Origin of the sequence: Shewanella sp. DC2-4, from assembly GCF_013248875.1 — a bacterium.
GTDB classification, from domain to species: Bacteria; Pseudomonadota; Gammaproteobacteria; order Enterobacterales; family Shewanellaceae; genus Shewanella; species Shewanella oncorhynchi.
The window spans coordinates 2383562-2396495 of record NZ_JABRVR010000002.1; the positions used below are offsets into that span (position 1 = coordinate 2383562).

At 44.9% G+C, this 12934-nt stretch carries 10 protein-coding genes and 1 pseudogene; 8 read left to right on the top strand and 3 right to left on the bottom strand.

Annotated features, from left to right (window positions below):
- The first annotated feature begins 36 nt into the window (after positions 1 to 36).
- From arsC to HQQ92_RS11255, 3 genes are all read left to right on the top strand, one after another.
- Positions 37 to 387 (top strand): arsenate reductase (glutaredoxin), encoded by a 351-nt coding sequence (arsC, locus tag HQQ92_RS11245; RefSeq protein ID WP_173245383.1) that lies wholly within the window; start codon positions 37 to 39, stop codon positions 385 to 387.
- Between the two features lie 52 nt (positions 388 to 439).
- Positions 440 to 814 carry a DUF2069 domain-containing protein gene (locus HQQ92_RS11250; RefSeq protein ID WP_028760312.1) on the top strand — a complete coding sequence of 125 codons (375 nt, stop codon included), beginning with the start codon at positions 440 to 442 and terminating at the stop codon, positions 812 to 814.
- A gap of 302 nt (positions 815 to 1116) precedes the next feature.
- Positions 1117 to 3072: a hypothetical protein gene (locus HQQ92_RS11255; protein WP_173245386.1), complete on the top strand. Its 1956-nt coding sequence runs from the start codon at positions 1117 to 1119 to the stop codon at positions 3070 to 3072.
- Positions 3073 to 3190: 118 nt separating this feature from the next.
- On the opposite strand, the gene hda is transcribed toward HQQ92_RS11255, so the two are convergent.
- Together hda and HQQ92_RS11265 are read right to left on the bottom strand one after the other, a co-directional pair.
- On the bottom strand, positions 3191 to 3901 hold the full coding sequence (gene hda, locus HQQ92_RS11260; protein WP_006081292.1) for a DnaA inactivator Hda: 711 nt from the start codon (positions 3899 to 3901) through the stop codon (positions 3191 to 3193).
- Positions 3902 to 3963: 62 nt separating this feature from the next.
- Positions 3964 to 5056 (bottom strand): annotated as a pseudogene (locus HQQ92_RS11265) (DUF2066 domain-containing protein).
- Between the two features lie 215 nt (positions 5057 to 5271).
- Between HQQ92_RS11265 and HQQ92_RS11270 the strand changes: the two are divergent.
- Positions 5272 to 6522, top strand: a complete 1251-nt coding sequence (locus HQQ92_RS11270; protein ID WP_173245389.1) for a uracil-xanthine permease family protein — start codon at positions 5272 to 5274, stop codon at positions 6520 to 6522.
- Positions 6523 to 6683: 161 nt separating this feature from the next.
- Here the strand turns inward: HQQ92_RS11270 and grxD are convergent, their stop codons facing one another.
- A complete protein-coding gene (grxD, locus tag HQQ92_RS11275; protein ID WP_011846572.1) occupies positions 6684 to 7016 on the bottom strand; it encodes a Grx4 family monothiol glutaredoxin in 333 nt (110 codons plus the stop codon).
- Positions 7017 to 7241: 225 nt separating this feature from the next.
- Between grxD and sodB the strand changes: the two genes are divergently transcribed.
- The 4 genes from sodB (at position 7242) to HQQ92_RS11295 (ending at position 12918) form a co-directional block, all read left to right on the top strand.
- On the top strand, positions 7242 to 7826 hold the full coding sequence (gene sodB / locus HQQ92_RS11280) for a superoxide dismutase [Fe] (protein ID WP_028760317.1): 585 nt from the start codon (positions 7242 to 7244) through the stop codon (positions 7824 to 7826).
- A 286-nt stretch (positions 7827 to 8112) separates the two neighbouring features.
- On the top strand, positions 8113 to 10047 hold the full coding sequence (locus HQQ92_RS11285) for a PrkA family serine protein kinase (protein ID WP_131523897.1): 1935 nt from the start codon (positions 8113 to 8115) through the stop codon (positions 10045 to 10047).
- Between the two features lie 66 nt (positions 10048 to 10113).
- Positions 10114 to 11382: a YeaH/YhbH family protein gene (locus tag HQQ92_RS11290; RefSeq protein ID WP_006081286.1), complete on the top strand. Its 1269-nt coding sequence runs from the start codon at positions 10114 to 10116 to the stop codon at positions 11380 to 11382.
- A 9-nt stretch (positions 11383 to 11391) separates the two neighbouring features.
- The gene (locus HQQ92_RS11295; RefSeq protein ID WP_173245392.1) at positions 11392 to 12918 is read left to right on the top strand and encodes a SpoVR family protein; all 1527 of its coding nucleotides are present in this window, start codon (positions 11392 to 11394) and stop codon (positions 12916 to 12918) included.
- The last annotated feature ends 16 nt before the right edge of the window (positions 12919 to 12934 follow it).

Here is a 12934-nt window from a genome sequence, read left to right on the forward strand (position 1 = left end):
CATTGTTATTTCAGCCCGTATTGAGCCTCTAGTACTATGACCCAAGCGACGATTTACCATAACCCACGTTGTTCAAAAAGCCGTGAAACCTTAGCTTTACTCGAGCAACAAGGCTGCGACATTACCTTAGTGGAATACTTAAAAAATCCCCCTACGGCTAAAGACATCGGCGACATTCTGGTTAAATTAGGCCTCAGTGCTCGCGAATTAATGCGCACCAAGGAAGCAGAATATCAAGCCTTGGGACTTGCAGACTCATCACTAACAGAATTTCAGTTGATTGAGGCTATGGTCAACACACCTAAACTCATCGAACGGCCAATTGTGCTCGCCAATCAAAGCGCAGCCATCGGCCGTCCTCCTGAGAATGTGCTCACTATTCTTTAATCCATGATTTTTAAACCAAAATGGCTTTTATTTTCAACCCTTAGGTAGACTTATGACGTCCAACACCTTATTTATCCTTAGCCGTTTAGGCTACTTTGCGCTAGTGCTGCTATTAGGCGGTTGGTTTGTTGGCCAAGGGATTAGCGGTGAATACACCCTGCTATTTAGTCTCTTATGGATAGTGCCGTTATTACTACCCGCAAAGGGAGTTTTCCAAGGTAATCCATACACTTACGCTTGGGCGAGTTTTATTCTATGCTTATATATGTTACATGGGCTCACCCTGCTTTATGTCACCAATGACGCCTTCGCTTTTGCCTTAATCGAAGTATTATTGATTGGCGTACTGCTAATCGCTTTCCCATTTTATGCCCGCATACGTGGTCGTGAACTGGGATTAGGCCTGAAGAAAAAATCTAAAGAATAGTCAGTTCAATGTATTTTCAGTGCCGTTTAACCTTGCTGGGTATAGCGGCACTTTTTATATTGCAAGGCCAAACCTTGGCTCAAATATCCCTTATGATCTCAGTCTGAATACCCATTTCAACCTTAGTTTCAACCTCTGTTCCGACGTCAATTCCCATCACGACAAAATTAACACTTATTATACTTACACTGACTTTTTGCAACTAAGTGCCCGTGTTATAGTCAGTTTCTCACAGTATAAGCGTCCCATGGCGCCACAAAAGTCTAAATAGCACAGCAGAGTTAACAAGGGAGAATGGTGTAATGGGAATGTCGATACCACTGAAATTTATCGGATTTATGGCCTGCTCTGGCCTACTTGCAGCATGCGGGGGCGGTGGTGATAGTCAACCAGATGATAGTGTAGTCACGCCACCATCCACTTCACTAGCACGCTGCACAGATAGCATTTCACCACTCATTACCACCACGTCATCCTCAATTCGCTTTCAAACCGAGCCAAATTATGTGGCGGGTCAATCCAGTACTATCATTGCCAATATCCTAAATCGTGACAGCCAAGACTTAACCTTCCGTTGGCAGCAAATCGATGGCCCTAACATAGCACTCGTCAGTCAAAACAGCCCAGTATTAGCCTTTGATACTCCCACCGCAGGCGGCTACCGTTTTAGCTTGCATGTGACGGGCAGTAATCTAGATGTCACCGGAGAAATTGGCATTAATGTCGATCCCGCATCGACGGGTGTGCTAAACGTCCGTCAAGATCACCAAGTGGTTGAAGGCAATAATGTGAGCTTAAGACTCGGACAACAATCGGAATTAAGCGCAGCAAATATCTCTTGGTGTGTAGCATCTGGCCCAGATTTAATGGTCGATGTGAGCGATCCGTTTAGGCCCTTGTTTACCGCGCCAACGGTCACCCAGGATACAATCACTCACCTCAAAGTGAATGCCAACGTCAATGGCAATCAGCTTAGCGATGATGTCTTTGTGCTAACAACCTCGGCGCCAGCGATCAGCTCGCCATACTTCGATACCCCAGTTGCGCGCACCCATGCCTATCGTCCAGCCTCGCCTTACGCTAATGTACTAGCAAACTGTGTTTACTCTAATCAGCTCAATGATAGTTGCACTATCAATACCTTACCTTTGATAGGACAAACCTCAAGCGATCTCAATCACGAGACGATTCTAAATCGAGTACTGGTTTCACACGATTGGATGGGTGATAACTTTGCCGCTTTCTTAGCCCAGATGGACCCTAATAGCGATTTTGCCCGCCTGTTACAATCCGTCACGGTCGTGGTGATTAGCTATGATGTACGCCCTTCTTTTTATTGGGTAGTTACAGGGGCGATTTATCTCGATCCCAATGATTTATGGCTTACGCCAAGCCAGCGCGACACTATTAATGAAGCGCCGGATTACCGCAGTAATTTCGGAAATGATCTTAACTTTGTGATGCCTTGGCGTTATGTGAAAGATAACCAATATGCCTCCCTTGGCGTGCCTATTACCGTCAGAGCAAACCGCACATTAGCGCAAATCAATCCCGATCTGGCCTCCTTGTTGTACCACGAGCTCGCCCATGCCAATGACTTTTTTCCACGCAGCGTGCATGCCACACTCACAGGGCCAAGATTGTTAGATGACTACAGCCGCCGCAATGCCAGCAAGAGTCTAATTTCAGATCAAGTCAGCAAAACCTACCCATTAACGAGCACTGAAATGATGGGACTTGCCAATGTTAGTTTCCTCGGCGCAGCGGCGAGTAATGTGCAAAAGGCCTATCAAGCATCGGATGTCAGTACTTTCTTTTCTACCGATATCGCCAGCGACTTCTATGCATATTCCAGTACCCGTGAAGACACGGCCATGTTATTTGAGGAAGCCATGATGAGTTATCGCTATCAAATATTGCGTGATGTCGCCGTCACCAATAAACCTGCGATTTTAACTGCGGATTCGCTGATTATTGACTGGGGACAAAGGGGACGAATTGCAAAAGACAGTCTAGAAAATCGCGCTGCGTTGGTGATTGATGAAATGCTGCCAGAGCTTAATGGGATCAGTCTGGTCGAAAGCCTACCCGAGCCAATTAATATGGTGCAAGGTCAAAGCTGGCGTCAAACATTGGCAATATCGCCTGCGAATACGCAGCTCAAAGGCCAAAGCAATGCAGCTGCAATTAATGCCGAGTCTCGTTTTGAAGCCGAACTTCGCTTAAGTGGTGACCGTCACCAACATCCACAACAATAGCGTTTTAAATTTTAGATAAACAAAAACCCGTATGTATTCAACATGACGGGCTTTACTCTTTTTGGCTTTAATGCCAGTAGGTTTTGTATCTTCAGAACGAACACAAACCATGCTGTATCTAAAGGTGTAGCATCTCTTTGGCAAACGGAATCGTGAGTTTACGCTGATGCACTAATGAGGCTTTATCTAACTTATCTAATACATCAAACAAGGTACGCAAATCCCGCGCCATACGGTTCAGTAAAAAACGCCCGACATCTTCCGGTAATTGCAGGCCACGCATAGCGGCGCGGCGTTGCAGTGCGGCAAGTTTTTCATCATCTGCCATGGGTTGCAGTTGGTAATTCAACCCCCATTGCATACGTGAAACAAGATCTGGCAAGAGGAACCCAGCATCCGCAGGAGACGAACTGCCGCTAACCACTAAAGCACAATTCTTATGTTCTGCAACGCGATTGTAGAGATCAAAAATCGCCTCTTCCCAAACGGGGTGGCCGGCGATGGCATCGACATCATCGATACAAACCAAATCCAACTGTTCTAGGCCTTCAAGCAATGCGGTCGAAATACTCGCATGTATGCCTAAAGGAATATAAAAGCTGCGACGCTCCACTTCATTAGCATGCGCGCAAGCAGCGTGCATTAAATGGGTTCGACCCGATTTAACTGGGCCCCACAAATAGATGGCGGCTTCACCCTGCCCTTCGGCATTCGCTCTCAATTTTTGAATAAGTTCATCATTACCCGCGGCGGGGTAATAACTATTAAAGGTTTCGTCATCTGGCAAATGCACAGGTAGCGAGAGTTGCAAAGGTGAGTTTAAGGGCACTCGGTCTTCTCAATATTAAATAAAAACAATGCCGTGCTTAACTAAGCACGGCCGATAACATCTTAATGTAAACGCCATTCATACACAGGTTTGCCAGTTTGATTAGAGACAGGGCTAAATTCACCTGCACTCACAGGTGCGACCACAGAAATACGCGGCTCTAAGCTTAATAAGCGTTGTAAATCCGTCTCTGAGCCAAATAAATCTAACGAGAAAGTCACAGTATTACCTTGAATATGCGTTAACGTGGCATTTTTAATCGCGCTGAGTTGCTTCAAATATTTTTCAACTTCAACTAATTGCGCCATTTTTTGGATATTAACGAAGGTAACACTCGCACCAAGCTGAGTACCAGTATCGGCAATCGCATACTTAGTAAAATAGTATTCACCTAACGCCGCCATCATAGCGGTAATCGCTTGGGCCGAATTTTCAGCACTGCCGTTGTAACTGAATAACGGTGGCGTCAAAGAATCAATGGTAGCCTTAGTATAAAGATTTAAACGATAACGAACCTGATTGCCAGCGGCATCAATTGCCACTAGCGCCAAAAAAGTCAGCTTGATAGCGGCCAGATACACTCGCTACTATGTCGGCAAACATCCCTTTAATATCGTTAGGATTTATACCCATCAACTCATCAAGATCTAAGATAGGCAAGAGTACAGGTATACCGCGGGCATAGGAAAAATCGCTAAAAATCTTACGTTCGGCTAACGCAGATGAGTCGCCCAATATCATAGTGTCACCATCACCAGGCATAGCGACCCAAAATAAGGTCAGCGGGCGTTGAGTTCCCCAAACAGGCAATTGTGCCTGACGCAGTAACGCCACGATGCGGCGGTGCTCAAAACTCGCGGTCAACAGCAATTGGCCATTTTGCTCGATATAACCATACTGGCTCAGCAAGGTATCAGGATTACTGAGCTGAGATTGGATCAGGCTGTTATCGAGGGATCGCGCCGTCCCAGTGTTCTTGATAATAACTTGCTCAAGTGCACTTTTTAAGGCTTTGTCGCGTTCAGCAACTGCGCGCGAAGACACAGGCACATTGGCCTCATCTAATTTACTCACCTCAACAGCATTGACGCTATTAATCGTGAACAGACAATATAGAAATGCAATTAAGCTCGGCTTCAATAGAAATTTCAGCATCTTTGAGTAGTTGAAGTAGCGTCAGATGAGGCAAATTGTACCATAGTTAGCGCCTTAAGCGAGTCTTGCCAAAATTTAGCCCCATTTCCATGCCTGCCATAGCACAGAAAACCCAAACAGTGATCAACGTCGGTAAAACAGGCGATTTTCTTCTGCTCAAAATCCAACAAACTGTTATCATTTGGCGGTTTACCCTAAATTAACGAGAATAATAAATGAGACGACTCGCTATCCCCCTACAGGGCGCGCAAATGCTATTTGTGGCCTTCGGTGCCCTAGTACTAATGCCGCTACTTACAGGGCTCGACACCAGTGTGGCATTGTTTACCGCAGGTATCGGTACCCTACTCTTCCAATTGATTACTAAACGCCAAGTGCCTATCTTCCTCGCATCTTCCTTCGCTTTTATTGCCCCCATACTTTATGGCGTGCAGACTTGGGGAATTCCATCCACAATGGGCGGCATTATGGCCGCGGGCGTGGTCTACGTCATGCTCGGCGCCTTGGTTAAAGTGCGCGGCACTGACTTTATTCACAGATTATTGCCCCCAGTCGTAGTGGGACCTGTGATCATTATTATCGGCCTTGGCTTAGCCCCCGTTGCGGTGAATATGGCATTAGGCAAGAGTGGTGATGGTAGCTTGACTTTAGTCGCTACAAATACGGCGTTATTTATTTCGCTCGCATCGCTTGGTACCACTATCGCGGTGGCGATTTTCGCAAAGGGCCTACTCAAAATGATGCCGATTTTAGCAGGTATTATAGTAGGTTACAGCTTAAGCCTAGCCTTTGGTATTGTTGATTTTGCCGTTGTGACCGCTGCAAGCTGGATTGCTATTCCTAAATTTGTCGCGCCAGAATTAAACTGGTATGCCATCGCATTTATGATCCCAGTGGCAATCGCCCCTGCGGTAGAACATATAGGTGATATTCTGGCGATATCCAACGTCACGGGTAAAGATTTTATGAAAAAACCCGGCCTGCATCGCACGCTAACGGGTGACGGTATTGCCACAATTGCAGCCGCAGCCTTTGGTGGTCCACCGAACACGACTTACTCAGAAGTGACAGGTGCAGTAACCTTAACCCGAAATTTTGATCCGAAGATCATGACTTGGACTGCCATTACCGCTATCACTTTAGCCTTCGTTGGCAAACTAGGTGCGCTGATGCAAACTATCCCCGTCCCAGTGATGGGCGGTATTATGTGTTTGCTATTTGGTTCCATTGCCGCAGTTGGCCTCAACACCCTTATTCGTAATCATGTGGATTTATCTGAGCCACGTAATTTAAGTATTGTCGGTGTTACCTTAGTCTTTGGTATCGGCGGCATGGCATTTGGCATAGGTTCATTCAGTCTGACTGGTATTAGCTTGTGCGGTATTGTCGCCATTACCATGAACTTACTATTACCCGCGACTAAGCCACACAATAAACACCACGAGTCTGATGTGACACCTCATTAATCACGGCTTGAAGACACGATCAATTTCGAAGTAGGTCGTTGAAAAATGACCACTTTATAAAATTGATCGTTTCTTAAGAAACCGCCATAAAAAAGCCGCCGTGATTAATATCACGGCGGCTTTTTTATGAAGCAATATTTTTATGAAGTAAGAATTAACTCTTACTCCTCAGTCTTGATCTTAGCGGCAGCCGCTTTGATCAAAGGTTGTAATTCGCCTTTTTGGAACATGTCCACTACAATATCACACCCACCGATCAACTCGCCTTCAATCCACAATTGTGGGAAAGTCGGCCAGTTAGCAAACTTAGGTAATTCTGCGCGAATGTCTGGATGCTGAAGAATATCCACGAATGCAAACTGCTCGCCGCAGTTAATCATGATCTGAGCTACCTGTGACGAGAAGCCACAGCTTGGTAACTTAGGAGAGCCTTTCATATAAACAATGATAGGGTTTTCCGTGATCTGCTGCTTAATTTTCTCTACTGTTTCCATTTTGATTCCTAAGTAGGATGACATTGACTCAATGTGACTATTGTACGTCAGCTAGACGCAGAACAAAATCCCACAGTTTGTAAGGTTATGTCGACATTTGATTTTTCGATGGCGTCTATCTAGTCAATTAGCTAAACAATGATTCACATCACAAATTTTATCGGTACAATAGTCCTAAGTGAGCACGTTTAAGAAACGATAACCTAAGACCATGGAGAGATACTAATGGCTTTCGAATTACCCGCATTACCATATGCAAAGAACGCACTAGAACCACACATTTCTCAAGAAACCATAGAATACCACTACGGCAAGCACCACAACACTTATGTTGTGAAGCTAAACGGCTTAATCGAAGGAACTGATTTCGCGGGCAAATCTTTAGAAGATATCATCAAGACTTCTACCGGTGGCGTATTTAACAACGCAGCTCAAGTGTGGAACCACACTTTCTACTGGAACTGCTTAGCCCCTAATGCTGGCGGCGAACCAACAGGCCCAGTTGCTGATGCAATCAATGCCGCTTTCGGTTCATTCGACGCATTCAAAGCGCAATTTACTGATTCAGCAGTAAACAACTTCGGTAGCGCTTGGACATGGTTAGTGAAAAAAGCCGATGGCACTCTTGCTATCGTTAACACTAGCAATGCAGCGACGCCACTGACTGACAGCACAGTAACGCCAATCATGACAGTTGACGTGTGGGAACACGCTTACTACATCGATTACCGTAACGTGCGTCCTGACTATCTTGCCCACTTCTGGCAATTAGTTAACTGGGACTTCGTTAACCAAAACTTCGCAGGTTAATTCATTTAACCTAACGTTGTTTACTGCCGAATAAGCAGTGGGTTAATCCCAGTAAAAAGAGCCCTAGTGGCTCTTTTTTTATGCCCCTCGTTAGCCGCCCATCCCTTATCCCACCGATTTATCCTCCGCTAACTACAAGTGCAATAATTGCGTTTGCAACTATTTGTTATTGTTTTTATTTGATATTTTTTTGACACAGATAGTGAGTTTGTGTCTAAGATTAGAGTAGGAGGCTGGCTAGCCAGTTATCCGTTCCATGACATCACTGGCGTTTCAGGGGGTTTATATGGGCATTTTCGAGCATTACCAAAAGCGCTACGAACAAAAACTCGATGAAGAATATTCTTTGCAGGAGTTTCTGGACATCTGCAAGGGAGATCGCAGCGCTTACATGTCAGCATCAGAGCGACTACTGCTTGCAATTGGTGAAGCAGAAGTCATTGATACCGCAAAAAATCCAACACTTAGCCGTATTTTTTCGAATCGACTTATTTCACGCTATCCCGCATTTAAAGATTTCTTCGGCATGGAAGACGCCATAGAGCAAATTGTGGCTTACCTAAAGCACTCGGCTCAAGGATTAGAAGAATCCAAACAAATTCTATACCTACTGGGCCCAGTGGGCGGCGGTAAGTCATCGCTAGCCGAAAAACTCAAAGCACTAATGCAAAAAGTGCCCATTTACATCCTGAGCGCGAATGGAGTCCGCAGCCCAGTCAACGATCACCCCTTCTGCCTGTTTGATGTGGAAGAAGATGGACAGCTGTTAAAAGATGAATTCAACATTCCCAACCGTTATCTGAAAACCATCATGTCACCTTGGGCGGTAAAACGTCTGCATGAGTTTGGTGGCGATATCTCCAAATTTCGCGTAGTAAAAGTCTTTCCATCCATTCTGGACCAAGTGGCAATAGCGAAAACTGAACCTGGTGATGAAAACAACCAAGATATTTCGTCCCTTGTCGGTAAAGTCGATATTCGGCAACTCGAACATTTCTCCCAAGATGATCCCGATGCTTACGCCTATTCAGGCGCATTGTGCCGTGCAAACCAAGGGGTGATGGAATTCGTCGAGATGTTTAAGGCACCAATTAAAGTGCTGCATCCACTACTGACTGCAACGCAAGAAGGTAACTATAACGGCACAGAAGGTTTATCGGCCCTGCCCTATAGCGGGATTATTCTGGCTCACTCAAACGAATCCGAGTGGTCAACCTTCAAAAACAACAAAAACAACGAAGCCTTCCTCGACCGTGTTTACATAGTCAAAGTGCCCTACTGTTTACGGGTCTCAGAAGAACTGCAAATCTATCAAAAACTGCTAATCAACTCTGAGTTATCGAAAGCACCCTGCGCTCCCGGCACCTTAGAAACCTTAGCGCAATTTAGTGTGTTGTCACGCATCAAGCCGCCTGAAAACTCCTCCATCTACTCTAAGATGCGGGTATATGACGGTGAAAGCCTGAAAGATACCGATCCTAAGGCTAAGTCTTACCAAGAATACCGTGATTACGCAGGTGTCGATGAAGGCATGAATGGACTATCCACCCGTTTCGCCTTTAAGATTTTGTCGCGGGTATTTAACTTCGACCATTCAGAGATCGCCGCCAACCCAGTACATTTATTCTATGTCCTCGAACGACAAATTGAACAAGAACAGTTCCCCGGCGATACCGCCGAACGTTATCTTGAATTCCTAAAAGGTTATTTGATCCCTAAATATGTGGAGTTTATCGGTAAAGAGATTCAAACCGCTTACTTAGAGTCTTACTCTGAATATGGCCAAAATATCTTCGACCGCTATGTCACTTACGCCGATTTTTGGATCCAAGATCAAGAATACCGCGACCCAGAAACGGGTCAGCTATTCGACCGCGCTGCCCTTAATGCTGAACTTGAGAAGATTGAGAAGCCCGCGGGGATCAGCAATCCTAAAGATTTCCGTAATGAAATCGTTAACTTTGTGCTGCGCGCCCGCGCGAACCATGAGGGTAACAATCCGCTATGGACCAGCTACGAGAAACTTCGCACTGTGATCGAGAAGAAAATGTTCTCCAACACAGAAGATTTACTGCCTGTTATTTCCTTTAACGCCAAAACGTCGAACGACGATCAACGCAAACACGATGATTTCGTCAATCGCATGATGGAGAAAGGCTATACCAAAAAACAAGTCCGACTCTTGTCTGAGTGGTATTTACGAGTTCGTAAATCTTCTTAAACTTGCGCTAACTAAGTACAGGGCTTTGGTGTTGCCAAAGCCTTCGCTGGGTTTTGGGAGGTGCGTATGGCGAACTTTATCGATAGACGGTTGAATGCGAAAGGAAAAAGCACAGTCAACCGCCAACGCTTTATCAATAGATATAAGCAACAAATTAAAAAAGCCGTCAGCGATGCAGTGACTCGTCGCAGCGTAACGGATGTAGATAAAGGCGAAAAAATCAGTATCCCAACACGGGATATCAGTGAACCTATGTTTCACCAAGGCAAAGGCGGTGTCAGGGATAGAGTGCATCCCGGTAATGACCAATTTACCCGTGGCGATAAAATTGACCGACCACCTGGTGGTTCAGGCGGCGGTTCGGGCAAAGGTGAGGCCTCAAACTCGGGTGAAGGCGACGATGACTTTGTGTTCGAAATCTCTAAAGACGAGTATCTAGAGTTATTGTTTGAGGACTTAGAACTCCCCAATCTACAAAAAAATCGCCTCAATAAACTGGTGGAATACCAAATCTACCGTGCTGGGTTCACCAATGATGGCGTCCCCGCTAACATCAATATTGTCCGTTCATTACGTTCATCCCTTGCTCGTCGCATTGCTATGTCTGCCAGTAAAAAGAAACTATTAAAAGAGTTAGAACAAGAACTTGCCGAACTGGAAAATATTCCAGGCACTAAGGCCGAGTTGATTTTGGATTTAAAAGCCCAAATTGAGGAGTTAAAACAAAAGATTGCCAGAGTGCCGTTTATCGATACCTTCGATCTACGCTTTAATAACTATTCCAAAAGGGAAATCCCTTCTAGTCAAGCTGTGATGTTCTGTTTAATGGATGTGTCTGGTTCTATGGATCAGGCAACTAAAGATATGGCAAAACGCTTCTATATCTTGCTGTATCTGTTCCTCACCCGTACCTATAAAAATTTAGAAGTGGTTTACATTCGCCACCATACCCAAGCCAAAGAAGTCGATGAACACGAGTTCTTTTACTCGCAAGAAACAGGCGGCACCATAGTGTCCAGTGCATTGAAATTAATGCATGAAATTCAACAAGCCCGCTACCCCGCCGATGAGTGGAATATTTACGCAGCCCAAGCATCCGACGGTGATAACTGGGCTGACGATTCACCTACCTGTAGGCAATTGTTAGAACAAAAAATATTGCCACTCGTGCGCTACTACAGCTATATCGAAATCACCAATCGCGCCCATCAAACCCTGTGGCGCGAATATGAATCCCTGCAACAGCATTACGACAACATCGCCGTGCAGCATATACGTCAAGCCGAAGATATTTACCCTGTCTTTAGGGAGCTATTCAAGAAACAAGCGGTTTAAGGGGGCACTATGGGGATAACTAAATCAACATCTTGGACACCACTGAGCGATGGTCCCGACTGGAGCTTCGAGCTACTGCAAGACTACCTCAAGGAAATTGAGCGGGTGGCAGCGCTCTATAAACTCAGCACTTACCCAAATCAAATTGAAGTCATCACTGCTGAACAGATGATGGATGCTTATGCTGGCATAGGCATGCCCATAGGTTACACCCATTGGTCTTTCGGCAAACGTTTTATCGAAACCGAACAAGGTTACAAACGTGGCCAAATGGGGCTCGCCTATGAAATTGTGATAAACTCTAACCCCTGCATCGCTTACTTAATGGAAGAAAACACCATCACAATGCAGGCGCTGGTGATAGCTCACGCCTGTTTCGGACATAACAGCTTTTTTAAAAACAATTACTTATTTAAGACATGGACAGATGCGAGCTCGATTATTGACTACCTTGTCTTTGCTAAAAACTACATCAGTGACTGCGAGCAAAAATACGGTGTAGAACAAGTCGAAAGCGTCATAGACTCCTGTCATGCGCTAATGAACTATGGTGTAGATCGTTATAAACGTCCCTCTGAAATCTCATTCAGGGAAGAACAAGCAAGACAAAAGGATCGCGAGGCTTACCTTCAAAGCCAAGTAAATGATTTATGGCGCACGATTCCGACCCATCAACATGAGCAGTCTCAATCTAAAAAACGTCGTTTCCCCGCCGAACCGCAGGAAAATATTTTATATTTCATCGAGAAAAACGCTCCTTTGCTTGAACCATGGCAAAGGGAAATAATCCGTATTGTGCGTAAAATGGCGCAATATTTTTATCCGCAAAAACAAACTCAAGTCATGAATGAAGGCTGGGCAACCTTCTGGCATTACACTATCTTGAATCACTTGTACGACGATGGCGTGGTCACTGATCGCTTCATGATCGAGTTTTTGCAAAGCCATACAGGCGTTGTGGCCCAACCCGATTACAACAGTCGTTATTACAGCGGCATCAACCCATACGCTTTAGGCTTTGCCATGTTCACCGATATTCGGCGTATTTGTGAAAATCCAACCGATGAAGATAAAGCTTGGTTTCCCGACATTGCTGGCAGTAATTGGATAGAAACGTTGCATTTTGCAATGCAAAACTTTAAAGACGAAAGCTTTATTAGCCAATATCTTTCACCTAAAGTTATCCGCCAATTTAAATTGTTTGGTATCCATGATGATGAGAAACGCAATTATCTTTCGGTATCTGCAATCCACGATGAACAGGGCTATCAAGATATTCGCCAGTTACTATCACAACAATATAACCTGTCTAATATTGAGCCGAATATCCAAGTACATAATGTAGAAATCAACGGTGATCGATCCTTAACCTTACATTATGTGCCAAATAACGATATTCCCTTAGCCAACAGCCATAAAGAAGTATTAAAGCATTTACATCGATTATGGGGTTTCACTGTCACCTTAGAGCAAAAAAATGCAGATGCGAGTATTAGCGTCTTAGCATCCTGCCCTGAAGCCAATAAACCAGAATAATAAGCACAATAAAAAG

Coding starts and splice junctions, on each gene's coding strand:
- arsC (WP_173245383.1), top strand. CDS start 37: ATGACCCAAGCGACGATTTACCATAACCCACGTTGTTCAAAAAGCCGT.
- HQQ92_RS11250 (WP_028760312.1), top strand. CDS start 440: ATGACGTCCAACACCTTATTTATCCTTAGCCGTTTAGGCTACTTTGCG.
- HQQ92_RS11255 (WP_173245386.1), top strand. CDS start 1,117: ATGGGAATGTCGATACCACTGAAATTTATCGGATTTATGGCCTGCTCT.
- HQQ92_RS11270 (WP_173245389.1), top strand. CDS start 5,272: ATGAGACGACTCGCTATCCCCCTACAGGGCGCGCAAATGCTATTTGTG.
- grxD (WP_011846572.1), bottom strand. CDS start 7,016: ATGGAAACAGTAGAGAAAATTAAGCAGCAGATCACGGAAAACCCTATC.
- sodB (WP_028760317.1), top strand. CDS start 7,242: ATGGCTTTCGAATTACCCGCATTACCATATGCAAAGAACGCACTAGAA.
- HQQ92_RS11285 (WP_131523897.1), top strand. CDS start 8,113: ATGGGCATTTTCGAGCATTACCAAAAGCGCTACGAACAAAAACTCGAT.
- HQQ92_RS11290 (WP_006081286.1), top strand. CDS start 10,114: ATGGCGAACTTTATCGATAGACGGTTGAATGCGAAAGGAAAAAGCACA.
- HQQ92_RS11295 (WP_173245392.1), top strand. CDS start 11,392: ATGGGGATAACTAAATCAACATCTTGGACACCACTGAGCGATGGTCCC.